This is a genomic window from Hymenobacter sp. UYAg731 (assembly GCF_054061335.1).
In genome coordinates this window covers 685,688-709,226 of the sequence record NZ_JBSSEC010000001.1, presented here as the reverse complement: position 1 = coordinate 709,226, position 23,539 = coordinate 685,688, and the positions used below count along the sequence as shown (strand labels likewise).

22 protein-coding genes and 1 other RNA gene are annotated in these 23,539 nt (G+C 61.0%); 10 read left to right on the top strand and 13 right to left on the bottom strand.

What is annotated here, in order from left to right; translation table 11 throughout:
* Positions 1-2 precede the first annotated feature (2 nt).
* From ACVWYF_RS03040 to ffs, 6 genes are all read right to left on the bottom strand, one after another.
* Positions 3-1,154, bottom strand: a complete 1,152-nt coding sequence (locus ACVWYF_RS03040) for a DegT/DnrJ/EryC1/StrS family aminotransferase (protein WP_457064476.1) — start codon at positions 1,152-1,154, stop codon at positions 3-5.
* 43 nt (positions 1,155-1,197) lie between these two features.
* The gene (locus ACVWYF_RS03035) at positions 1,198-2,094 is read right to left on the bottom strand and encodes a glycosyltransferase (RefSeq protein ID WP_457064474.1); all 897 of its coding nucleotides are present in this window, start codon (positions 2,092-2,094) and stop codon (positions 1,198-1,200) included.
* 34 nt (positions 2,095-2,128) lie between these two features.
* A complete protein-coding gene (locus ACVWYF_RS03030; RefSeq protein WP_457064472.1) occupies positions 2,129-2,812 on the bottom strand; it encodes a cell division ATP-binding protein FtsE in 684 nt (227 codons plus the stop codon).
* Positions 2,813-2,816: 4 nt separating this feature from the next.
* A complete protein-coding gene (locus ACVWYF_RS03025; RefSeq protein WP_168675501.1) occupies positions 2,817-3,020 on the bottom strand; it encodes a fructose-6-phosphate aldolase in 204 nt (67 codons plus the stop codon).
* A 107-nt stretch (positions 3,021-3,127) separates the two neighbouring features.
* Positions 3,128-3,784, bottom strand: coding sequence for a fructose-6-phosphate aldolase (gene fsa, locus ACVWYF_RS03020; RefSeq protein WP_457064470.1), 657 nt, complete (start codon positions 3,782-3,784; stop codon positions 3,128-3,130).
* A gap of 94 nt (positions 3,785-3,878) precedes the next feature.
* An RNA gene (gene ffs / locus ACVWYF_RS03015) (signal recognition particle sRNA small type) lies at positions 3,879-3,976 on the bottom strand.
* A gap of 265 nt (positions 3,977-4,241) precedes the next feature.
* On the opposite strand from ffs, the gene guaA reads away from it, so the two are divergent.
* Together guaA and ACVWYF_RS03005 are read left to right on the top strand one after the other, a co-directional pair.
* Positions 4,242-5,777 (top strand): glutamine-hydrolyzing GMP synthase, encoded by a 1,536-nt coding sequence (gene guaA, locus ACVWYF_RS03010; protein WP_457064468.1) that lies wholly within the window; start codon positions 4,242-4,244, stop codon positions 5,775-5,777.
* A 178-nt stretch (positions 5,778-5,955) separates the two neighbouring features.
* Entirely contained in the window at positions 5,956-6,645 is a 690-nt protein-coding gene (locus tag ACVWYF_RS03005) for a type 1 glutamine amidotransferase (RefSeq protein WP_457064466.1), read from the top strand.
* Between the two features lie 323 nt (positions 6,646-6,968).
* Here the strand turns inward: ACVWYF_RS03005 and dgt are convergent, their stop codons facing one another.
* Together dgt and ACVWYF_RS02995 are read right to left on the bottom strand one after the other, a co-directional pair.
* A complete protein-coding gene (gene dgt, locus ACVWYF_RS03000) occupies positions 6,969-8,351 on the bottom strand; it encodes a dGTP triphosphohydrolase (RefSeq protein ID WP_457064464.1) in 1,383 nt (460 codons plus the stop codon).
* 294 nt (positions 8,352-8,645) lie between these two features.
* The gene (locus tag ACVWYF_RS02995; RefSeq protein WP_457064462.1) at positions 8,646-11,657 is read right to left on the bottom strand and encodes a M1 family metallopeptidase; all 3,012 of its coding nucleotides are present in this window, start codon (positions 11,655-11,657) and stop codon (positions 8,646-8,648) included.
* Positions 11,658-11,821: 164 nt separating this feature from the next.
* Here ACVWYF_RS02995 and ACVWYF_RS02990 point away from each other — a divergent pair, with 164 nt between their 5' ends.
* Complete coding sequence (locus tag ACVWYF_RS02990) at positions 11,822-12,337, top strand: DinB family protein (protein ID WP_457064460.1); 516 nt, start codon at positions 11,822-11,824, stop codon at positions 12,335-12,337.
* A gap of 34 nt (positions 12,338-12,371) precedes the next feature.
* On the opposite strand, the gene ACVWYF_RS02985 is transcribed toward ACVWYF_RS02990, so the two are convergent.
* Positions 12,372-13,055 carry a DUF1361 domain-containing protein gene (locus ACVWYF_RS02985; RefSeq protein WP_457064458.1) on the bottom strand — a complete coding sequence of 228 codons (684 nt, stop codon included), beginning with the start codon at positions 13,053-13,055 and terminating at the stop codon, positions 12,372-12,374.
* 151 nt (positions 13,056-13,206) lie between these two features.
* Between ACVWYF_RS02985 and ACVWYF_RS02980 the strand changes: the two genes are divergently transcribed.
* The 5 genes from ACVWYF_RS02980 to ACVWYF_RS02960 all read left to right on the top strand — a co-directional run bounded on the left by ACVWYF_RS02980 (position 13,207) and on the right by ACVWYF_RS02960 (position 18,666).
* Entirely contained in the window at positions 13,207-15,075 is a 1,869-nt protein-coding gene (locus ACVWYF_RS02980) for an ABC transporter substrate-binding protein (protein WP_457064456.1), read from the top strand.
* An 81-nt stretch (positions 15,076-15,156) separates the two neighbouring features.
* Positions 15,157-16,455, top strand: coding sequence for a glutamate-1-semialdehyde 2,1-aminomutase (hemL, locus tag ACVWYF_RS02975; RefSeq protein ID WP_457064454.1), 1,299 nt, complete (start codon positions 15,157-15,159; stop codon positions 16,453-16,455).
* A 28-nt stretch (positions 16,456-16,483) separates the two neighbouring features.
* The gene (locus ACVWYF_RS02970) at positions 16,484-17,389 is read left to right on the top strand and encodes a hypothetical protein (RefSeq protein WP_457064452.1); all 906 of its coding nucleotides are present in this window, start codon (positions 16,484-16,486) and stop codon (positions 17,387-17,389) included.
* Positions 17,390-17,448: 59 nt separating this feature from the next.
* A complete protein-coding gene (dcd, locus tag ACVWYF_RS02965) occupies positions 17,449-17,988 on the top strand; it encodes a dCTP deaminase (protein ID WP_457064450.1) in 540 nt (179 codons plus the stop codon).
* A 174-nt stretch (positions 17,989-18,162) separates the two neighbouring features.
* Positions 18,163-18,666, top strand: coding sequence for a hypothetical protein (locus ACVWYF_RS02960; protein WP_457064448.1), 504 nt, complete (start codon positions 18,163-18,165; stop codon positions 18,664-18,666).
* A gap of 112 nt (positions 18,667-18,778) precedes the next feature.
* Here the strand turns inward: ACVWYF_RS02960 and gldC are convergent, their stop codons facing one another.
* Together gldC and dnaN are read right to left on the bottom strand one after the other, a co-directional pair.
* Positions 18,779-19,123, bottom strand: a complete 345-nt coding sequence (gene gldC, locus ACVWYF_RS02955) for a gliding motility protein GldC (RefSeq protein ID WP_168674320.1) — start codon at positions 19,121-19,123, stop codon at positions 18,779-18,781.
* A 137-nt stretch (positions 19,124-19,260) separates the two neighbouring features.
* A complete protein-coding gene (dnaN, locus tag ACVWYF_RS02950) occupies positions 19,261-20,385 on the bottom strand; it encodes a DNA polymerase III subunit beta (RefSeq protein WP_457064446.1) in 1,125 nt (374 codons plus the stop codon).
* A gap of 151 nt (positions 20,386-20,536) precedes the next feature.
* Here dnaN and ACVWYF_RS02945 point away from each other — a divergent pair, with 151 nt between their 5' ends.
* Both ACVWYF_RS02945 and ACVWYF_RS02940 read left to right on the top strand, forming a co-directional pair.
* Positions 20,537-20,716 (top strand): hypothetical protein, encoded by a 180-nt coding sequence (locus ACVWYF_RS02945; RefSeq protein ID WP_457064444.1) that lies wholly within the window; start codon positions 20,537-20,539, stop codon positions 20,714-20,716.
* Positions 20,704-20,997, top strand: coding sequence for a type II toxin-antitoxin system RelE/ParE family toxin (locus tag ACVWYF_RS02940; RefSeq protein WP_457064442.1), 294 nt, complete (start codon positions 20,704-20,706; stop codon positions 20,995-20,997). The genes ACVWYF_RS02945 and ACVWYF_RS02940 overlap by 13 nt, the downstream gene beginning before the upstream one ends.
* Positions 20,998-21,009: 12 nt before the next feature.
* On the opposite strand, the gene gldG is transcribed toward ACVWYF_RS02940, so the two are convergent.
* Together gldG and gldF are read right to left on the bottom strand one after the other, a co-directional pair.
* Entirely contained in the window at positions 21,010-22,734 is a 1,725-nt protein-coding gene (gene gldG / locus ACVWYF_RS02935) for a gliding motility-associated ABC transporter substrate-binding protein GldG (RefSeq protein WP_457064440.1), read from the bottom strand.
* The gene (gene gldF, locus ACVWYF_RS02930) at positions 22,734-23,459 is read right to left on the bottom strand and encodes a gliding motility-associated ABC transporter permease subunit GldF (protein ID WP_457064438.1); all 726 of its coding nucleotides are present in this window, start codon (positions 23,457-23,459) and stop codon (positions 22,734-22,736) included. The genes gldG and gldF overlap by 1 nt, the downstream gene beginning before the upstream one ends.
* Positions 23,460-23,539 lie beyond the last annotated feature (80 nt).

Here is a 23,539-nt window from a genome sequence, read left to right as displayed (position 1 = left end):
AATTAATTTCCAAAGAAGGACCCAACGCGCCCAATGATATATTCTTGCTGCTCCCCCGTCAGCAGCGGATGAATGGGCAGCGAGAGCACCGCCCCACTCAGCCGCTCGGCCACCGGAAACTGCCCCGCCCGGTAGCCCAGGTAGGCATAAGCCGGCTGCGCATGCACCGGCAGCGGGTAGTAAATCATGGTTGGCACCCCGCACTTGTTGAGAAACAATTGCAGCGCATCGCGCCGGCCGGCCTCCGCCACCTGAATGGTGTACTGGTGAAAAACGTGGCTGCTGCGCCGGTCCCGGGCCGGGATGACGAGGCCGGGGACAGCGGCCAGGGCGGCATCGTAGCGGGCGGCCACGGCCTGGCGGGCGGCAGTGTTGGCGGGCAGCTGCCGGAGCTTCACTCGCAGCAAGGCGGCTTGCAGGGTGTCGAGGCGGGAGTTGAGGCCAATGCGCTGGTGGTGGTATTTGCGGCTCTGGCCGTGGTTGGCCAGCTGGTGAAGCAGGGCAGCGCGGGCGGCGTCGCGGGTGAGGAGCGCGCCGCCATCGCCGAGGCCACCGAGGTTTTTGGAGGGGAAAAAGGACGTGGTGCCGATGTCGCCCACCGCGCCGGCAAAGGCTGTTTCACCGTCCTTAAATTGAAATGTGGCCCCGATGGCCTGGGCATTATCCTCAATCAGGGACACGCCGTGGCGGGTGGCAATCGTACGCAGCGCCTGCAAATCGGCGCATTGCCCGAATAAATGCACGGCCATGATGGCTCCGGTACGTGGCGTAATAGCCGCTTCCACTGCCGCCGGGTCGATGTTGAACGTATCGGGCCGGACATCGACCAGCACCGGCTTCAGGCCCAGCAGGGCGGCGGCTTCCAGCGTGGCCACGTAGGTGAAGGCGGGAATGATAATCTCGGCTCCGGCCGGCAGCGTCAGGCTCATCAGGGCCAGGGTGAGGGCGTCGGTGCCGTTGGCGCAGGGGATGATGTGCGCGCCGCCCAGGTACTCGCCCAGCTCGGCCGCAAACTGGCCCACGGCCGGCCCTTGGATGAAAGCCGCCGTATCCAGCACCTCCCGTATGGCTTCGTTCAGAGCCGGTTGCAGGGCCGCGTGCTCAGCCGCCAAATCGAGCAGATGAATAGGGGAGGGCGGGGCGGGAAGAATCAAAATAAGACCGGGAAAAGAAGGCCGCCAAAGATACCGACCAAACTCAGGCCAGCTCCCGCAGCAGCCAGAAGAGTTTCAGTAAATCGAGCAGCGCCAGGCGCGGCGCGGCCGAAAGTAGCTGCCGCCGCACCGCCGGCACCGCCGCGCCCAGCGTGACGCGGGCCGCCGGGGCCAGCCCCAGCCGGTGCAGGCGCAGGGCCAGTTGCAGCAGACGCGAATCGGTCCCCAACCCGTCCTGACGGTACACCTGGGCCAGGTTGCACACGGCTTGCTCACTTTTGTGCAGGAACACGGCCGCCGGCTCCAGGCCATCGTGCAGCACGGGGTTATCGAGGTGCAGGATGGCGACTTGCGCCGCTGCCAGCTCCACCCCGAATTTGGTGTCCTCGTGGCCGTAGCCGGTCAGGCGCTCATCGAGCGGAAACTGCCGGAAAATGTCGGCCCGAATCAGCGCATTGTTGATGGTGAGCTGGCCGTAAGGCGCGGCCTGGCGCACGGCGGCGGGCCGCGCTTCGCGGGCCTGGCCGTAGTGCCAGCGCAGGTACAATGCCGGGTCGGCGGGCGGCTTGGCCTCGTAACAGGTGCCGCCGATGAGTACGGCTGCCCGGTGGCGGGCAGCGGCGTAGCGGGCTAGAAATCGGGCGTCGGGCAGCAGGCTGTCGTTGTCCAGCAGCAGAAGCCACTCGTGCTGCGCGGCGGTGGCCAGTTGGTTGCGGATGGCGGCGCGACCCACATTCTGTGGCAGCTCGCGGTAGCTCACATTGGCCAAACGGCCCAGCGGCCGGTTCAGCCGGCGAAATTTCTCTCCGGAAAAATCGTCGAGCAGCAGGATTTCTACCGGTCCGGGCCAGGCGGTAAGCTGCGCGAGCAGCGAATTTATTAACTCCCCAACGGCACGATTATAAACCGGAATTAAAACGGATAAACCGGCTGCTGCCATCGCTGAAATAATAGGGCCTGACGACGGAAATTTATCAGCTAATGCGGCGGGTCGAATCCAGCAGCTCGCCGTCCTTGCACGTCAGTACGCGGTGCGGGTATTGCTCAATCAGCTGAAAATTGTGCGTCGCCATCAGAATAGCCGTGCCGGCGTTATTAATCTCGCCAAATAGCTGCATGATGCTAGCCGATACGTCGGGGTCGAGGTTGCCGGTGGGCTCATCGGCCAGCAGCAAAACCGGCTCATTGAGCATGGCGCGGGCAATGACTACGCGCTGCTGCTCACCGCCCGATAGGCGGTGCGGCATGCGGTTGGCGGCCCCGCTCAGACCCACGCGCACCAGCACATCCGAAATGCGCTGCTGCTTCTGCGACTTGCCCTTCCAGCCCGTGGCGTTGAGCACGAACATTAGGTTTTCGGCCACCGTGCGGTCGCTCAGCAGCTGGAAATCCTGAAACACGATGCCCAGCTTGCGGCGCAGGTACGGCACCTTGCTGGCCGGCAGCTTCGGCAGCGAAAAGCCCGCCACGGTGCCCATACCGCTCTGCAGCGGCAGGTCGGCATACAACGTTTTTAGCAGCGAGGACTTGCCCGAACCGGTGCGGCCCACGAGGTAGGCAAACGCGCTTTTTTCGAGCGCAAAACTCACGCCCTGCAACACGGCCTGCTGCTCCTGCATTATCGTGGCATCGTGCAGCTCAATAACGTTCTCGGTCATACGGTTACAAATTCAAAGGCCGCAATTTGCCAAACTCCAGCCCCGAAATCACAGCAGCCAGCTCCGTTTCCTTGCCTTCGAGGCCGTAGCGGTGCAGGTCCTTCAGCGGCCGGTCGGCCCGGAAATAGGCAATGAGCACAAAGGCTTCGTCCCGCAGCTGAATGTAGTCGGGAATTTTGGCCTTGCCTTTTACTTTGATGATGTACATGGCGGGAATTATGAGTTTTGAATTATGAATTATGAATTGGGGTGTTAGCGCATCAGCCTAGTGATGTATAAACTTCTAATTCATAATTTATAACTCATAATTAAGCGTTAAGAATTAACGCGCTTGTGGTCGGCCAGGAACGTGACCAGGCCCTTTTCCGTGAGCGGATGGTTTAGCAACGCCATGATGACACTGAGCGGGCAGGTTACCACGTCGGCTCCAATTTCGGCGCACTGAATGAGGTGCGGAACGTGACGCACCGAGGCGGCCAACACTTCGGTGGGGTAGCCGTAGTTGCTGAAAATCTGTACAATCTGCTCCACCAACTGCAAGCCATCGTGGCCGATATCGTCCAAGCGGCCTACGAAGGGTGACACGTAAGTAGCACCCGCTTTGGCGGCCAGCAGGGCTTGGCCGGCGGTGAAAATCAGGGTGCAGTTGGTCTTGATGCCTTTGTCTGAGAAGTACTTAATGGCCTTCACACCGTCCTTAATCATGGGCACTTTCACCACGATGTTGGGATGCAGCTCGGCCAGTTCCTCGCCCTCGCGGATGATGCCGTCGAAATCGGTGGCAATGACTTCGGCCGACACGTCGCCGTCCACCAGCTCGCAGATTTGGCGGTAGTGGGCCATCACGTTGTCGATGCCGCGAATGCCTTCCTTGGCCATCAGTGACGGGTTGGTGGTCACGCCGTCGAGGACGCCCAGCTCCACGGCTTCGCGGATTTCGGCCAGATTGGCGGTGTCAATGAAGAATTTCATGCGTTTGGGGAGTAAAAAAGTCGGCCCCAAAGCTACTCATTCGCCCGCCAAAATTGCGGAACAGAGCAGCATCGGGGCCGACCGGAAAGGGCAAAAAAAAGCAAGCCAAAATCGCACCGCTACAACCACCTACCCTTGCTACCTTCCGGTCCTGGGGGAGTTCAGCGGGAGCTGGTCGTTCTGACTTGCCGTTGCAAAGATAGTCAGGAAAGCGGCTGCACGACAACTCCCCTCCTTAAAAAAGGAGGGGACGCTGCCGCCCTGCGGCAGCTGGGGTGGTTGGACCCGTTGAACGACTGACGTATGAGCCTTTGAAAATTATTAAAAAACGGCTGCGGGTTATCGCTCAGCCATCGTTCAACGGGTCCAACCACCCCAGCTGCCGCAGGGCGGCAGCACCCCCTCCTTTTTTAAGGAGGGGAGTTTTATCGTTCTATCTGCTCCCTACCTTTGCACCATGGAACGACTCATCATCCTTGATTTCGGCTCGCAGTACACGCAATTGATAGCCCGGCGCATCCGCGAATTGCACGTGTTCTGCGAAATTCACCCCTACACCCACGCCCCGAACCTCGTCCTAAGTGATGATATTCGGGGCGTTGTTCTTTCCGGCTCGCCGTGCTCGGTGCGCGATGCGGACTCGCCCAACCCTGACCTGAGCCACATCCTGGGCCAGGTGCCGGTGCTGGGCGTGTGCTACGGCGCGCAGCTGCTGGCCCAGCAGGGCGGGGGCGAAGTGACGCCGGCCACCATTCGGGAGTATGGCCGGGCGCGCCTGTCGTCGCTCGATGTGGCCTCGCCGCTGCTGGCCGATATGCACCTGGAATCGCAGGTCTGGATGTCGCACGGCGACACCATACAGCGCCTGCCGCCGGGCTATGACATCATTGCCAGCACGCCGGAAGTGGCGGTGGCCGCTTTCAAAATCGAAGGCCAGCAGACGTACGGCATCCAGTTTCACCCCGAGGTGACGCACTCCACCGAGGGCAAGCAACTGCTGCGCAATTTCGTGGTGGATATCTGCGAGTGTGCCCAAAGCTGGACTCCCGACCACTTCGTGGATTCGGCCGTGACCGCGCTGCAAAACACCATTGGCCCCGACGACCAAGTGATTCTCGGCCTCTCGGGTGGCGTGGATAGTAGTGTGGCGGCGCTACTGCTGCACCGCGCTATTGGCCCGCGCCTGCACGGCATTTTCGTGGATAACGGCCTGCTGCGGCAGGACGAGTTTGCCACGGTGCTGAAAGCCTACGAAGGCCTCGGCCTGAACGTGACCGGCGTGAACGCCGCGCCGGAGTTCTACGCCGCGCTGGCCGGCATCAGCGACCCGGAAGGTAAGCGCAAGGCCATCGGCCGCACCTTTATTGAGGTGTTTGACCGCGAGGCGCAGAAGGTGGAGGGTGCCCGCTGGCTGGCCCAGGGTACTATTTATCCCGATGTAATCGAGTCGGTGTCGGTTCACGGTTCGTCCGTCACCATCAAAAGCCACCACAACGTGGGCGGCCTGCCCGAGAAGATGAACCTGAAAATTGTGGAGCCACTGCGCATGCTCTTCAAGGATGAGGTGCGTGAAGTAGGCGCGGCGCTGGAGCTTCCCGCCGAAATCCTGAACCGCCACCCGTTCCCCGGCCCCGGCCTGGGCATCCGCATCCTCGGCGACATCACGCCCGAGAAAGTGGACCTGCTCCAGCGTGCCGATGGCGTGTTCATCAACCTGCTGAAGCAGCACGGCCTCTACGAACATGTATGGCAGGCGGGTGCCATGCTACTGCCCGTGCAAAGCGTGGGTGTGATGGGCGACGAGCGCACCTACGAGCGGGTAGTGGCCTTGCGCGCCGTGACCAGCGTAGACGGCATGACCGCCGACTGGGCGCACCTGCCCTACGATTTCCTGGCCGAGGTGAGCAATAAAATCATCAACCAGGTGCGGGGCATCAATCGCGTGGTGTACGATATTTCGAGTAAGCCGCCGGCGACGATTGAGTGGGAGTAGGAGGAAGGTAGCCGAATAATAGAACGTCATGCTGAGCTTGCCGAAGAATCTCTACTGCGCAATGCAACCCAATTGAAAGGATTACTCTCGCGGTAGAGATGCTTCGGCAAGCTCAGCATGACGTGCTTCTTTTACTCCCTAATCAGACAAGCATATGCGCTTCCACTGCCTCCAACATATGCCTGCTGAAGGTCCCGGCCACGCCGCCGACTGGCTGGCCGCGCACGGCCATTCGCTCACGTTCACCAAGTTGTTTGAGCTTAACCCGCAGTTTCCGGCTTTGGCGGATTTTGATGGCCTGCTGATTTTGGGCGGGGCCATGAGCGTACACGACGAGGAAAGCCTGCCGTGGCTGCGCGACGAAAAGGCGTTTATCCGCGAGGCGCTGCGGGCGGGCACGATTACGCTGGCCATTTGCCTGGGCGCGCAGTTGGTGGCCGAGGCGCTGGGCGGCGAGGTGCGGCCCAACCACGCGCCGGAAATAGGCTTCTGGACGGTGCGGTTTTCGGTGAAGTCGCTGGAGCACCCGCTGCTTCGCGGGTGGCCCGAGAAGGCGGCCGTGCTGCACTGGCATCTGGACACGTTTACGGTGCCGCCGGGGGCCATGCGGGTGGGCATGTCGGCGGCCACGGCGACGCAGGGTTTCGTGTGGGGCGATGGGGTGATTGGCCTCCAGTTTCACCCTGAAATGACGGTGGCGATGGTGGAGCAGCTCATGGCTGATGAAAACCACGCGCAGGCTGAAGAGCAGGAATTCGTGCAGACGGCGGAGCAGATTCAGGCCAGGCTGAAATCGGTCTGGAAGGGGCGCAAGCTGCTGGAGGCGCTACTGGAGAATCTGGTGGCGGTGCATGAGGGGGAGAAATAGATTCTCTGAAAAATTAAGCCTCAAAATAGTAGAGCATCAAAAAGCCGCTTCGGGTTACTGAAGCGGCTTTTGATGCATTAAAAAAGCAATGTCAATAGGGCCGCAATACTACTTGATTCCAGTTGTTGCCTTCGCAGCATTTATTGTCTGTATCTGGTTCGCGCACCGTTTTATTAAAACGCAAACGAAAACCTGGGGTGTTTGAATAGCGCTTTGGACTGGCGCGCTACTATTCAGTGGCGGGTTATTCTTGGGCTTGGGATTTATTCTGATATTCGTGTTTCTGGCCCAGCACCCGATGGACCCGCCGATGAAGTGATGTTTTAGAACCCTTTCGGCAACTCAATCCCCTTAATCGTCTTATACAAGCTCAGCGCGTTCTGGTCGGTCATACCGGCCACGAAATCGGTGAGCAGGAGAATTTTTTCATAAGCTGACACGCCCGCTTGGTGGCCTTCGGCGCGGAACTGCTCGGGGAGCAGCAGGAGTAGCTTGCGGCTGCGGTGGCCCTGGCTGTGGTCGAACACGGCGCAGAGGAAGGCATCGAGCAGGCCGCCGAGGACTTCGAAGCCGGCGGCTTCAATTTCGAGGACCGGGCGGCTGCGGTAGAGCTGGTTGATGCTCAGGCGCTGCACTTCCTGCAAATCGGCCCAGCAGCTAAGCTCTTTGATGAGGGACTGGTCGTATTCGCCGCGCAGGATGGCGGGGGCGTGGTGGGCAAACAGCGCCGCCAGTTCCGTGACCAGCTTGCCAATGAGGCGGGCGCGGACGTAGCCCAATTCCTCCCGCCAGTCGTGCCACTGCACACTGCCGACGCGGCCGGCTGCGTCGTTGAGCATCTTTTTGAGCAGCGGCAGGCCGGTTTCGGGCGCGATGAGGCCCAGCTTGAGACCGTCCTCGAAGTCAATGATGCGGTAGCAAAGGTCGTCGGCGGCTTCGACGAGGAAGGCCAGCGGGTGGCGGTGGTAGAAGCCGGCTCCGGCGTCTTTGGCCAGCAGGCCCAGCTCGGCGGCGACGTGCTGAAAACGGGCGCTTTCGGTTTGGAAATGGCCGTATTTCTTTTCGGAAACGCCGCCGGTTTTGGCCTCGTCCGGCACCAGGCTTGGCTTGGGGTATTTGGTGAACGCGCCCAGCGTGGCATACGTCAGGCCCAGGCCGGCGGTGCCGGTGCTGTGCGCCGCGTAGGTGTGCGTGAGGATGCGGAAACCGGCCGCGTTACCCTCGAAATGCTGCAAATCGGCCACTTCGGCGGCGTTTAGCTGCGCCAGGTAAGGCGCGGCGGCGGGGCTGAGGAAGTAGCTGCTGATGGCGTCCTCGCCGGAGTGGCCGAAGGGCGGGTTGCCGATGTCGTGGGCCAGGCAGGCAGCGGCCACGATGTCGCCGCAGTCTTGGTCGAGGTTGGGCAGTTGCGCGGCTAATTCGGCATCATTTTCCAGCAGATGGCGGGCGGCGAGGCGGCCCAGCGAGCGGCCCACCACGGCGGTTTCGAGCGAGTGGGTGAGGCGGGTATGCACGAAATCGGTTTCGGGCAGGGGCATCACCTGGGTTTTGCGCTGCAAGCGCCGGAAGGCGGAACTGAACACCACGCGGTCGTAGTCCTGCACGAAGGCCCCGCGCACGGGGGCGGCGCTGGCGGGCGGCAGCTGCTGGTCGGGGAAACGGCGCTGCGAGAGCAGGCGCGGCCAGAACATGGGAGGCGTAGGCATAATGAGAGAAAAGACCCGGCTGCATGGTAGCAAGCCAGCCGGGCTAACCGAAAGAGAATCAAATGATGGTCCTACCAGCGTTGGTAACAGCACCTTTGGCCTTAAAGCAAGCCCTACCAACGTTGGTAATGCCCTTTTGGCTTTAAAGTAAGCCTTACCATCGATGGTAACGGCATCTTTGGTCTTAAAGCAAGCCTTACCAACGTTGGTAACGGCAACATTAGTCTTAAAACAGGCGTTACCAGCGGTGGTAATACGGAGTTGAGTCGCGCTAATTCGCCACTGCCCGCGTCGCTACCGCGCCAGTTGCTCATCGAGCTGCCGGAAGGGGTTGAGCGTGTTGAGATTCAACACGAAGCGGATGCGGTCGGTGAAATCCTGGCGGCTGCTGGGGAAGCCGTTGGCGTATTGCGAGCCGGCCACGGGCAGGTAGAAGTTCAGGATGTCGCGCAGCACGGGCACCACCAGGCCGGCATCGTAGTAAAGGCGCTGGGCGGCGCGGGAAGTCGATTCGCTGGGACGGAAGTAGTCGTGGGTGGCCCCGAAATCGGCAAATACGGCGAGGCGCGTGACCGGCAAATCGGCTTGCAGGTTGAGGGTGCTGAGCCATTTGGTATCGGCCACGGGCAGGAAACCTTTGAAGGCACCGTCGCGGTCATCGGTCTGGTGGAGCTGGGCCGTGACGCTGTGCGAAGTCTGCTGGCGGTCGAGGAAGGCGGTTTGGCGGCGGTAGTCGGGGCTGCCGCTCAGGCCGAGCACGAACTCCGGGTTGGTGGGCTGCTGCAAGAACCGGCCGCCGAACAGGCGCACCTGTACTCGTTTTTTCTGCGAGTAGAAGCGGAAGTAGCTGGCGCTGGCCCGCAGCAGCAGGGCCTGGCGGTTGTTGGCATCGTCGGCACCGCTGGCAATCATGCGGTTCAAATCCATGCCAGCGCTCCAGCCTTGCAGGCCGTTGGCGTGGCCCACGACGTAAGTCACGGCCTGGAATACGCCGGTGCGGTCGCGGTCCTCGTCGGCCACGATGGTATTGGCCAGGGTGAGGCGCTGCTGCGGGGCCGCGCCCGGCGCGTGGGGCCACACCAGGCTCACGCTGGGCTCGTATTTCACGTAGCGCTCGAAGCGCTGCACGCCGAAGGCAATGGTAGCCTGCCGCGAGAAATGCTGCGGCAGCACATTCAGCTGAATTTGGCCGACGCCGTTCAGCTCATTCCGGCTGAAGCTGTACATGGGCATGGCCAGGTATTGCAGGCGCTTGGGTGCCAGCGGGCTGTTGTAGAACGCCGCGCCGAGCATGAATTTATCGGACGTATTGGCCCCCAGCACCGGCAGCCAGCTGATGGTGGCCTTATCCCAGCGCTCCACGCTGGCCAGCGGGCGCAGGCGGATGGGCGTGAAGCGGGAAGGATGGTCGGCCACGGTTAGGCGGTCGTTGCGGCGGTTGAGCTCGGGGCTGACGTAGTTGGCATCCACCACCAGGGCGGCCACATTGGCCCGCTTGAAGTTGAGCTGGCTGGTGGCTTCCTCTTCGGCGTTGGGGTCGGTGTTGCCGAAGGGCGCGGTCCAAAGGGTTTCCAGCACCCGGCCGCTGGCATCCACGGACGACACCGGCACGGCCCAGGGCGTGGGCGAATCGGTGCGGACCAGCACCTTCACTACATCGTTGAAGGTGGCCAGGGTCTGCAAATCGGCATCATAATGCTGCGTGTTGGTCATCATGCCTTGGAAGAACCAGCCCAGCTTCTGGCCCGTGCTTTCCTCAAACACGGCCTGCATGTCCTCGGGGTAAGGGTGCTTAAACTGCCACCGCTCGTAGTAGAGGTGCATGGCCGCATCGAACTTCGCCTGCCCGAGGTAGCCGGCCAGGTATTTCAAGAGCGAGCCCGTTTTTTGGTACACGATGATGCCGTAGTTCAGCATCGTATAATCGGCGGAGGTGAGGCCCTGCACCGGCTGGTCGAGTCCCCGGCTGGCCTCGGCCTGGTAGGGCAGTTGGTCGAAGGCGGCGCGTGGCAGCTTTTCCAGGCCGAAAGTGCGGGCAATGCGCGGACTTTGGGCAAAGCCCATGAAACCGCCGGGCTTCACGGTATCCAGCTCGCTCACGCGGCCTTCCACGTAGGTGTTCACGCCTTCGTCCATCCACGGAAAATCCCGCTCATTGGAGCCCAGGATGCCGTAGAACCAGTTGTGCCCCACCTCATGCACGATGGCCTCGGGCTGGGTCACGGTCACCATCGGATATTCCATGCCGGAGCCCGCGCTCAGCGCGCCATCCACGGCCGTAGCGGCCGAATAGGGATACTCGCCCACCCAGCGCGAGTAGTAGGTGAGGGCATCGTTCACGTCCTGGAGGCCCTTTATCCACTTCGTGGCCTCCTTATTGGTGAAGAGCACCCACGACGTGACGGTGCGGCCCGAGGCCAGCGTGACGCCGCTTTTCAGCACGTTGAAGCGCTTGTCGGCAAACCAGGCGAAGTCGTGGATGCGGTCCTGCTTGTAGCGCAGGGTTTTGGTGGTGGCATCAGAGGTCGGGAATTTCAGGTCGGTGCCGAAATCCTGGGCGGTTTTTTTGCTGGCGGCGGTGGCGGCCAGGGCATCCATGCGCGCGCGCTCGTCGGGGTTTTGCAGCTCGCCGGTAGCGCCCACGGTGTAGTTGGTGGGCAGGGTGATGGTGACGTCGAACGCGCCGTATTCGGAGTAGAACTCGCCCTGGTCGAGGTAGGGGATGGGGTGCCAGCCGCGCCGGTCCAGCACCGCCGGCTTGGGGTACCACTGCGTAATCTGGTAGCTCTGCCCGACGTGCCCAAACCGCGAAAACGAAGCCGGAATCTTCACCCGAAACGGCGTGCTGATGCTGGCCGTGGCCCCCGCCGCCAGCGGCTGCGGCAGCACCAGCTTGGCAATGTCGGCGTTTTTAGAGTCGAATTCCAGCTTGGCCGGCTGGCCGTTTACCTTGAAATCGAGCCCATCAATAAAGCCCCGGTCCTCCGCTTTGGCAAACTCAAACCGGCGCTTGCCATCGCGCAATTGCTGCTTCGCAAAAGCCGTCGAATTATCCCGGTAAGCATTCGGCCACAGGTGAAACCAGATGAAGGTGAGGGCCTCCGGCGAGTGGTTGGTATAAGTCAATTCCTCGCGCCCGGTGAGGAAGTTGGTCTTGTCATCGAGCGCTACGTCGATGGAATAGTTGACTTCCTGCTGGAAATATGGGCCGGCCGCTTTGGGCGGCGCGGGCTTGGGCGTGTGACGTTGGGCCAGGGCGAGGCCGGGGAGGAGGGCCAGCAGGCCGAGTAGTAAGGGTTTGGTCATTCCGAAGGTAGGGCGGCGGGGGTGGGGCCGCCAGCCGCCGCGAAGCTACGGCGCACGCACTTGTTCCAGGACCAATGAAAGGATATGCCCATTCCTGCGTCAGTCGCCGCACCGCTTATTCGCCTCTCAAATCACAGCCCCCATTAATAACCCGACTACCCGTTATGCCGCGAAACCTGGAACTATTGCAAGAGCTACGCCTCGAAGCCGCTGTCACGAGAAGACACCTGGAACGGGTACCGTTTGAGCACGCCGCGTTCAAGCCCCATGAAAAATCAGAAACCCTGGGCCGACTCAGCATTCACGTAGCCGAAATTATGGGCTGGTGGCGGGCCTGCCTCTACCAGGACGAACTGGACTTCCTCGATTTTAAGCCAGTGGATATCCGGTCAGTCCCCGAGTTGCTTGCCTATTTCGACGCATTGCTCGGAGAAGCAACTGCCGCCCTGGCCCAAGCTCCCGACGAAGAATTTGACCGGGAGTGGTCGATGAAGCACGGGGCCGACACGTTGTTTGTCTTACCCAAAAAGCAGGTACTGCGCCTGTTTTGCTTTAACCATCTGGTGCATCATCGCGCGCAATTAGGCGGGTACTTGCGGTTGCTGGGTGTGCCGGTTCCGGCTACCTATGGACCGTCTGCCGACGACGACGATGTACTATTGATTGAGCCTTTTGGGTGAGGGCCAGAGCCACTGCCCTCGGTTAGCTGGCTTTTCATTCCCGGCCCTGCGCCTGCCCCATCAGCCGCACCGTGCCGTAGCCCACCAGCAAAAACACCCCAAAAACCAGCGTTACGCCCCAGGTTCCGGGGAAGGAAAACGGGTGCAAAATCCGGTTCACAATGTCGAAAAACAGCGCGAGTGGGTTGGTGAGCACGTTCCAGGAATTGAAGCGCAGGTAGCGGCCCAAGTAAATGCCGAAGCTGCTGAGCAGCAGCGCCACCGTGGCAAAGCCCCAGCCGGCCCCGAAGCCCAGGCGTTGCTGCACCAGCCGCTGCATGTCGGATAGCGAGGCGTAGGCCAGCATCAGGCCGTTCCAGGCGCAGCTTAGTATAAGGGCCAAATCGTACCAGAGCGGCACGCCGGGGCGGGTGTCGAGGTGGAATAAATCGGTGAGAATGTAGGGCGCGTTGGGGAAGAACAGCAGCCACGCCGCGCCCACCGGCACCAGCATCCGCGCCCGCAACGGCCCCTTGGCGGTGCCCAGCATGGTGCTGAGCGCAAACGGCACGACGGCCAGAAACAGGTTCCAGAGCATGAATAGGAACGTGAAACGGCCCGTCATCAGCACGCGGCCGGCCACCAGCAGAATGCTCAGGGCCACGGACGCGGCCAGCGCGAACACCAGCGTGAGCCGGGCGCGGGTGAAGGGCTGGCTGGAAAGGGTGGTTGCTTGCATAAGGTTAAAGTTAACGCCGAAGTGCCGGGCAATGGTTGTTCCGATTCCTGGCAAACGACAACGCGCCGCCCGGCGGGCTGCGTGCCCACCCCCGGCATTTATGGCTAATTTTGCGCGGCTTACCACAGGGGCAAGCGTGTTTTCTGGTTCAATGACGTTCATTTCTTCGCTGTGGCGGCCACTTTGGTGGTTGGCAGCCAGCCTGCTGCTCACCAGCCCCGCGCTGGCCCAAACGCCGGCCCGGCCCCAGCCCGCCAGCCCTGCGCCCGCTGCCAAGCCGCCAGTCGCTAAGTCGTTGCCCGCCGCCGCGCCGCCAGCTAAGCTGCCGTCCGCCGCCGCGAAAACGCAGCCCGCCAAGCCCCAGCCGGTCAAACCCAAGCCCACCGCCATCCCGCCCGCCGAAGCCAGCGTGCGCTACCGCAGCGGCAAAGCCCAGCTCGACCAGGGCAACTACGCCGCCGCCCTCGCGCAGCTGGAGCCGCTGGCCCAGCCCACCGCCCGCTTCGCCCGCGCCGCCGATGCCGCCTACCTGGCCGCCGTGGCTAACGCTCGCCTGAAACAGTGGCCCGAAGCCGAGCAACTCCTCAACCTGCTCCGCACCGAGTACCCGACGTACCCAAACCTGCCCGATGCGCTGTTTCTTCAAGCGCAGGTTTCGTTCGAGCAGGAAGATTTCGATACTGCCCTCAAAGCCCTGACCCAGCTGCCGGCCGATAGATTGGTAGCCGAGCGCGAGGCCATGAAGGCCACCTACCTGCCGCGTATCAAGGAGCGCAACACCTGGCAGCGCAACCTGCGCCGCTACCCCGACGACGCCACCCTGGCCCACACCTACGCCGACCACCTCATCGCGGGCGGGGCCTACACCGATGCCGACCGCCCCCAGCTCGACGAGATAATCACGAAATTTAGCCTCGACCCCGCCCGCTATACGCCGCGCCCCCGGCCGGCTTCCGTCAAGAAAACCAGCTACAATGTGGCCGTCCTGTTGCCCTTCGAACTGGCCGACCCCAGCTGGCAGACCCAACGCAAAAACCAGTTCGTGACCGACCTGTACGCTGGCCTGCGCCTGGCCCAGGACAGCCTCCAGCGGGCCGGCCACCCCATCCAGCTCTTCGCCTACGACACCGGAGCCGACACCCTGACCCTGAAGCAAACCCTGGCCCTGCCCGAGCTGGCTGGCATGGATATGCTCATCGGCCCAGTCTATAAATCAGGGGCCAAGCTGCTGGGCCGCTTTGCCCGCGAGCATCAGATTATCTGCGTCAACCCCCTCTCGCAAGACGGCGATTTGGTGCTCGATAATCCGTGGCACTACCTGTTTGCGCCCAGTTCGGCTACCCAGGGGCGGGTGGCGGCGCAGTTCGCCCTCAGTACTTTCGGGGCCGGCCGGCCGGGCCTTGTGCTGTATGAGGACAGCAAGGACGACGCCGATTTTGCCACCGCTTACAAGGCCACATTTGAGGAGCAGGGCGGCAAAATCAGCGCCCTGCGTCGCTTCAACCCCGATGTGGACGAAAGCCTCGCCGCCGCCTTTGCTGGGCCGGAACTGGCCGCCGCCAGCCACGTTATGGTTGTGTCCGATAACCGCCGCATTGGTCCCTACGCGCTGCGGCTGGTGCAACAGCAGCCCGCCGCCACGCGCCCCGGCGTGCTGGCCCCCGGCTCCTGGCTCGACAACCCGCGCCTCGACGTAAGCCAGCTCAACGGCCCCGCCACCTACTTCATTCAGCCCAAATATTACGACGAGCAGGGGCTGGGCTACCGGCGATTCCGGCAGCTGTATTTGCAGCGCCAGCACCTGCCGCCGTCGGTTTTTGCCAACCAGGGCTTCGAAATGCTGTTGTATTTCGGCAACGTGTTATTTCAGTACGGCCCAGCATTCCAGCCCAACCTTTCGGGGGCACCGCAAGCCACGGGAGCCATTTTTGAAGGCGAAAGCTACCCTGGCAGTTCGCACGATAATCAGGTGGTGCCCATCGTCAAACTCAGCGGCCTGGAGTATCAGGTGATGCGCTAAAACAATTCGCAATTGATAAAACGTCATGCTTCCGCTGCGCTCAGCATGACCGTTCTGAACAGACCCAATAAAATCACTTTAATGCTCAACCTCACTACTTCCGCTGCCCTTTTCGAACGTGCCAAAACCCTCATCCCCGGCGGTGTAAACTCGCCGGTGCGCGCCTTCCGCTCGGTGGGCGGCTCGCCGGTGTTTATGCAGAGCGCCCACGGGGCCTGGCTCACCGACGTGGATGGCAACCGCTATGTGGACTTCATCAATTCCTGGGGGCCGATGATTCTTGGCCACGCGCCGGAAGTGGTGCTCGATGCCGTACGCGCCGCCCTGCCCAACTCGCTCAGCTTCGGCGCGCCTACGCACCGCGAGGTAGAAATGGCAGAATTGATTCGGACAATGGTGCCCGGTGTCGATAAAGTACGCCTCGTGAACTCTGGTACGGAGGCCTGCATGTCGGCCATCCGGGCGGCGCGGGGCTACACCGGCCGCGCCAAAATCATCAAGTTTGAGGGCTGCTACCATGGCCACGGCGATGCCTTTCTGATTGCGGCCGGTAGCGGGGCCCTCACCGCCGGTGAGCCCGACTCGGCTGGTGTGACCCAGGGCGTGGCCCAGGACACCCTCACCGCGCCCTACAACGACCTGCCTGCCGTGGAGGCGCTTATTGCTGCCAATGCTGGCCAAATTGCCGCCCTCATCCTGGAGCCCGTCGTGGGCAACATGGGCTTGGTAATTCCCGCCCAAGGCTTCCTGCAAGGCCTGCGCGACCTATGCACCCAGCACGGCATCGTGCTCATTTTCGATGAGGTGATGACTGGTTTCCGCCTTGCGCCGGGCGGCGCACAGCAGCTCTACGGCATCACGGCCGATATGGTGACGCTGGGTAAAATCATCGGTGGCGGCCTGCCCGTGGGCGCTTACGGCGGCCGCGAAGACATCATGAACTGCGTGGCCCCGGCCGGCAAAGTGTACCAGGCCGGCACGCTCTCCGGCAACCCCATGGCCACCGCCGCCGGCATGGCCCAGCTCCGCTACCTGCACGAGCACCCCGAACTCTACACGGCCCTGGAAGCCAGCAGCGCCCGCCTCGCTGATGGCACCCGCCAAATCGCGGCCGAACTGGACTTGGACTACACCGTGAACCGCGTAGGCTCCATGTTCAGCCTGTTTTTCACCAGTGAGCCGGTGACTAACCTCGACGATGCCAAGAAGTGCGATACTGCTGCCTTCGGCCGCTATTTCCACGCCATGCTGGACCGGGGTATCTACCTCGCACCCTCGCAGTTTGAAGCCCTGTTCGTGTCCACGGCCATCACCGATGAGCTGGTGGAAAAGTACCTGACGGCCTGCCGCGAATCGTTGAAAGAAGCCCACGGCTTGTAACGCGCGTTAAATCTGCGACCTTTGCCCGATGCTAAAATTCCGTCTGCTAAGCCTGCTTTTGTTATTTGCGGCGTTTGCCCACGCCGAAACGCCCGCCCAGGCCAACAAGCGCCTCTTCGATAAAACCGTCGATGAGCTGAATTTCCGCACCATGGAAACGGTGTACGACAAGTCGTTCACCAGGGGCAAGTTCCCGCTCACGCTGCGCACCGCCGCTGCCCGCCGCGCCTTTGATGGCTTTGGTAGTAATTCGGGGCTTAAGCAGCTGTTCCTGAATTACAATGGCATTGCCGAGCGGTATAAAAACCGTTTCGGCAACGGCCCGCTCACGCTGGCAGAGTTCGATAAACAGCTTAAATCGGTGCTGCTGGACAAGAACTTCGAGTTCTTCATCCACAACCTGCCGCGCGATGAGCGGGTGTCGCTCATCCGGGCCGAGCAGCGCCTCATTCAGCAAGCCAGCGCCCAGTTCAACGACTCCGGCGCGGCCGCTGGCCCCACCGTGCCCGTTGCCGATAACGGTGCCCAACCCGAAGCCCCCGTCACGGCCCCGCTCACCACCAACGACGCCGACGGCCCCCAGCCGGAAACAATGCCCGCCGCCGTGGCCGACGAGGCCCCGCTCACCAGTGCCCCCGTGGGCCCGGCCGGCCCGGCCCCGCGCCACGACTGGCTCGACTACCTCACCCTGCTGCTATGCCTGGCCAGTGCCGGGATGCTTTTTCACCTTATTACCAATGTGCTGCCGTCCCTGAACCGCCGCATCAACAACCTCAGCGCCGAGCCGGAGCCTGAACCGGAGCCCCTCAGTCTCGCCAGCCGCCTGCGGCCCAACCGCAACCCCGGCGGCCTGCGCGAAGACCGGTACGAGGACGATGACGATGAAGAAGCCGAGGGCCAACCGGCTGGCCCTTACCGCCACGACGACGACTAATCAGCGGCCGAACGATGTCCTAAACCGGCCATCCCTTTTGCCCATTACCACCCCATTCAATGATTCTTACTGACCAGCAAATCCTCGCGGAAATCGAAAAAGGCACCATCGTCATCGAGCCCTACGACCGCAGCTGCCTGGGCACCAATTCCTACGACGTGCATCTCGGCAAGTACCTCGCCACCTACCGCGATGAGGTGCTGGATGCCCGCAAGCACAACGAAATCGACACCTTTGAAATTCCCGAAGATGAGGGCTTCGTGCTGCAGCCCGGCCGCCTCTACCTCGGCGTGACGCAGGAATACACCGAAACCCACGCCACCGTGCCCTTCCTCGAAGGCAAGAGCAGCGTGGGCCGTCTCGGCATCGATATCCACGCCACCGCTGGCAAGGGCGATGTGGGCTTTTGCAACCATTGGACGCTGGAAATCAGCGTGTCGGTGCCCGTGCGCGTGTACCGGAATATGCCCATCGGCCAGCTGATTTATTTCACCGTGCAGGGCAATGTGAATACCCTCTACAACCGCAAGGAAAACGCCAAATACAACGATAAAACCGATAAACCGGTGGAGTCGATGATGTGGAAAAATAAGTGGTAGAATATAGCGTTGGGGTAATGCAGAGACAGTAATTGCGAACCGTGCCGCGCTTTTTTGCGTTGAATTCGGTGACTGCGCCGCTTCGGGCTGGCCCGGTCCTTGCGTAAGTGTGCAACTGAAACCCATACGACGATGACGACGAAAACCGCTTTTGCTTCTCTTTTCCTGGCGCTTTTGGCCGGTTCTGCTGCCGCCCAGCAAGGGCCGAACAGCACCGTGGCCGTGCAGGATAAAACTCAGTCCAGCCCGCGCCTAAACCCTGTGCAGGCCCGCGCCGACCGCCTGAGTGAGCAAATGGTGCGCGACTTGCACCTGAACAACTACCAAGCCACCAAACTGCGCGCGGTTAACGCCGATAAAGTCGCCAAAATGGCGGCCATTGAACGCAAAAATGTTGGCAACCAGAAGCTGATTGACGAGCAATGCAACGGCGTCTGCAAGGAGCGGGACCAGGAATTCCAGGCCTTCCTTAGCAACGACCAGTACAGCAGCTATTTCGGCTCCCGCGGCGTTTACAATAAGACTGACCGGGATTTCGCTAGCCAGTCGGCCAGCATTCTGCTCACCAATTCGGTTCAGAATCCATCGCCGGCCCGCGCCAATGACGCCTCCATTGCCCCAACCAGTACTAAACGTGTCAGCCGCCCCGCCGGTAACCTGGGCCGCAATGCGCGATAAATTATAGCGCACGCTCCCGCGTGTGCCCGGATACAAAAAAGCCCCACCGGAGATATCCGGCGGGGCTTTTTAATTGCATCTCTGGTGTAAACTGTACAAGCTAAAGCCTGTGCTACAGGCGCTCCTGGGTTTGCTCTTGCTTATCGAGGTACTCCGATAGCTCTTTGCATAGTGCGCGCATCTTGTTAGCCATCTCCTTATCGTCGGTAGCCGTCACGATGTTCTCAGCCATCGAGCCAATGTTGTCGACTACGAAACGCTTCATTTCGTCCACGGGCATATCCTTGGTCCAAAGGTCAATTTTCATGGTGCCGGCCTGCTCCCGGTCCCACAGCGCTATATTGATGGCCTTGGCGAAGTGAATATCCGGCCCTGCATCGGTGGCCGTCCAGCTGATAGCCTCGGGTACTTTGTTGTCATCGAGGGCAATGCTGAAGCGTATTTCTGATTTTTTCATCTTAAAGGGTATCGAAACGATAAAAGAAGAACGTCATGCTGAGCGAAGTCGAAGCATCTCTACCGCGCAAATAACCCATTTACTTCTGCGGTAGAGATGCTTCGAATTCGCTCAGCATGACGTTCAAAAAGCGTTATTTAAACGTAGTTATTCAGCATCACTGGCATCACCAGCATCAGGATGCTTTCGTTATCGTCTGGGGTGGTGGGCATGAGCAGGCCGGCGCGGTTAGGCGTGCTCAGCTCCAGGGTGATTTCCTCGGAGTCGATGTTCGAGAGCATTTCGAGCAGAAAGCGGGCGTTGAAGCCAATTTCCATGTCTTCGCCGTCGTACTGGCAGGTGAGGGTTTCTTTGGCTTCGTTGCTGAAATCGAGGTCCTCGGCCGAAACCACCAGCTCGGAGCCGGCCAGGCGCAGGCGCACCTGGTGGGTGGTTTTGTTGGAGTAGATGCTGATGCGGCGCACCGAGTTCAGCAACTCGGCGCGGTTGATGATGAGCTTGTTGGGGTTGCTCACCGGAATCACGTTCTCGTAGTCCGGGTACCGCTCGTCAATCAGGCGGCACACGAGGCGCATCTGGTTGAAGGAGAAGAAAGCGTTGCTCTGGTTGAACTCGATTTTCACCGGTGTGGCCTCCGAGGGCAGCGTGCCTTTCAGCAGGTTGAAGGCTTTGCGCGGGATGATGATGTTGGCGGTCTGGCCCGCGCCCACGTCCTGGCGGCGGTAGCGCAGCAGGCGGTGCCCGTCGGTAGCCACGAAAGTCACCTGCGAGTCGGCTAGCTGCACGAGGATGCCGGTCATGGCCGGGCGCAGCTCGTCGGTGCTCACCGCGAAGATGGTTTTGTTGATGGCCCGGGCCAGCGACGACGACGGCATTTCAATTGGGGCCGAGCCCTTCACCACCGGCACGCGGGGGAAGTCGGCGGCATTCTCGCCGGCTAGCTTGTAGCGCCCGTTTGCCGAGCTGATTTCGATGGTGTAGGTTTCCTCGTCCAGCGTGAAGGTCACGGGCTGGTCGGGCAGGTTCTTGAGGGTGTCGAGCAGGATGCGGGCGGGCGCGGCAATGCGGCCAGTGTCGCGGGCCTCCACGGGCAGCTCGGTTATCATGCTCGTCTCCAGGTCGGAGGCGGTGATGGTGAGCTTACCGGCCTCAATTTCAAAGAGAAAGTTCTCCAGAATGGGCACCACGGGGTTGTTCGTAACCACGCCGTTGATGCTTTGCAGCTGCTTGAGCAGCGCGGAGGATGATACGATGAATTTCATGGTGCGAGGGGAGGGATGGGGGTTGGCGGGGGGCAAAGATAGGGGGTGGGGTCGGGGTTTGGAAGGGAGATTTTGGCCAGCTTGGTGCATTCGTTGAACCAACCTATTCGTGGCGGGCGTATCTTGCTTTACATACCATTGCTATTACGCCATGACCCAGGAAGCAGCTATCGAAACTATTAAAGGTCTCCCGCTCAACTTTGAGTTAAATGAGCTAGTGGAGCGTTTGATTCTACTGGAGGAGCTTGATAATCGCCGTAAGCAGGGTGAGAATGGTGAAACGGTGTCCTTCGAAGACATGAAGCGCGAGGTAAGCTCATGGCGAAAATAACTTTTGCCAACGGCGCTCGCGACGACCTGCACCTGTTGCACGAATACCTTTCGCAAAACTCGCCAGCTTACGCGAATCGTCTGCTCGACAAAATTATCGGCCGTGTTGATGTCTTGCACAGCTTTCCACAATCTGGTCGCAAGTTGCCTGAGGCTCCCAATAACGAATCATTGCGGGAGTTACTGGAAGGCAACTATCGCATCATCTACGAATTGCTACCAGATGAGCGAATCTTGATTTTGAAGATTCACCACACTTCGCGGCCTTTGAACTTGGGTTAACGCGAGCTTTTTTCACCCTATAAACCCCGCATAGCGCCGCTTGCGCCGCCACGCCCGCACCGCCCCGAACACCCCAAGCAGCAGCAGCGGCGCGCCAAGGTTCAGCAGCTGCCAGTAGCGGCGCTGCTCGGCCAGCTTCACTTTGTCTAGGGGGCGGAGGGTGATTTGCTTGCCGCGCACGGCGATGAGGCCGGTTTCGTCGAGCAGGTAGTCGGTGGCGTTGAGGACAAGCTCGCGGTTGGCGAATTCGGTGTTGGCGAGGCGGTCGAAGCCCAGGCGGTAGGGGTTGCCGGTTTTGGGGTCGATTTCGGAGCGGATGAAGTCGCCGTCAGCCAGCACCAGGATTTTGCTGGGCTTAGCGTTGGCGGGCTTCTCGGGCTGGAATTGCAGGGTGCCGGGGCGGGCGCGGTTGGCGAAGAGCGAGGTAAAGGGACCTTCGAGCAGGTAGGCCACCGGCTGGAAACCCTTCTGGTAAAGCTTGGGATTGGGTTCGAGGCGGGCGTCGTTGAAATTGATGGGCACCGGGGCGGGCAGCACGCGGGTGTAGCGCGAGGTGGCCATCAGCGCGGTTTTGCGGATGCCGGTGGCCTTTACCGTATCGAGGCTGCCCGTAAATTTCAGGTACACCGCGTCCAAGTTGCGGGTGATGGGGTGGGGGCTGAACTTGTTGATGAGTGGGTAGAGCTGCCAGGGCATGGGCTCGATTTTGGGCTTATTGCCGTCCATGCCGGTCACGAGCGGAATCTGGCCGCTGTTCAGGTCGAGGAGCAGGTTCTGGTTCAGCCGCAGGCCGTATTTGAAGAACAGGTCGTCGAGGTTGAGGTTGTAGGGCGTGGCCAGTGCCACGCCATTGCGGGCTACGCTGTCAAGGTCCACGCGCAGGGCATCGACGAAGAACATGGCCCTGCCGCCCTGCGTGATGAACTGGTCGAGCTTGAACTTGTCGTCTTCGGAGTAGGGCGTTTTGGGCTGGGCTACCACGATGGCATCGAGCGCGCTCAGGTCCTTCACCTTGCTCAGCGTGACGCGAAACACGTCGTATTGCTGCTGCCAAGTGCCGAGCATGTCGCCTGCCTGCACGTTGGTGAGCTCGTCGTGGCCTTCCACCACGCCTATGCGTTTGCGCAGCGCCGGTACCAGCGTGCGGATGGTGCTGGCCAACTCATACTCCAGGCCTTCGATGCTTTGGTTGAGGCGCACTTCGGCCGGGGCGGCTTGGTTGCCGCGCAGCAGCAGTACCGATTTGTCGTGCCCGCCCACGCTAACTACAGCGTAGGGAAAAATGATTTTTTCGACGCGCTTACCATTTTCGGTGGCTCCGAGGTTGGTGGGTTTCAGGCCTTTTTTGAATAGGGTTTGGTAAAAGGCGTTGCGGGCGGCTTCGGTGCTGCCAGCGCTGGGGTCGATGAAAATGTAGTTCAGGTTGGCCCCGCCGTAGACCTGGAATTCGGTCAGCGTTTCGCGCACGCCCTGCTCCAGGCGGCGGAAGGCGGGCGGGAAGTCGCCGGTGAGGTACACCGTGATGGTGACCGGCTGCTTGAGGTCGCGTAGCAGCGTTTTGGTGGCCGGCGACATGGTGTAGCGCTTTTCCTCGGTCAAATCGAGCCGGAAAAAGAAGCGCTGAGCCGTGAAATTGAAGAGCAGCAACAAGCCCAGAATTGCCGCAAACTGCAACAGGTCGCGCTGTTTGCGGGAGGATGGGACAGGGACCGGAGGAGTAGTCAACTTATTTTCCATTACCAGTTACGACTCCGTAAAGCCAGGCGCGTGGCCTGCAACGCTACCGCCACCACGCTGAAGAAATAAACCAAATCCCGTGAGTCGACCAATCCCTTGCTCAGGTCGCGGTAGTGCGCTGCGATGCCGAGCTGGCTCACGTAGTAGGCCGAGCTGCCCTGTAGCACCGAGGCCAGCGAATCGAAGCCCGAATACACCAGAAAGCAGCCCACCACAGCCACTAAAAATGCGATAATCTGGTCGCGGGTAAGCGCCGAAGCAAGCACGCCAATGGCCGCAAACACCGCCGCCAGCAGCGCCAGCCCCAAGTAGGAGCCCACCGTGGCCGCCGAGTCAATATTGCCTTCGGGGCTGCCCAGCTTGTACACCGAGTAGTAATAGAGCAGCGTGGGCACCAGCGCCAGCAGCGCCAACAGCAGGCAGGCCAGGTACTTGCCGCCGATAATCTGCCCATCCGTCAGCGGCCGGGTCAGCAGCAGCTCGATGGTGCCGGCCTTCTTCTCCTCAGCAAACGTGCGCATGGTGAGGGCCGGAATCAGGAACAAGAAAATCCACGGTGCCAGATTAAACAGCGTTTGTAAGTCGGCGTAGCCGTAATCGAGCACGCTGCTATCGGGGAAAACCCAGACGAATAGGCCCGTCGCAATCAGGAAAACCCCCAGCACCACGTAGGCCACGGGGGAGTTCAGGAAGGCGTTGAATTCTTTTTGGAGGATTGTTAGCATAGTGTCTGAACGTCAGGTAAAAGCACGTCATGCAGAGCGCAGCGAAGCATCTTTACCGCGCAAGTAATTAATTAATATTG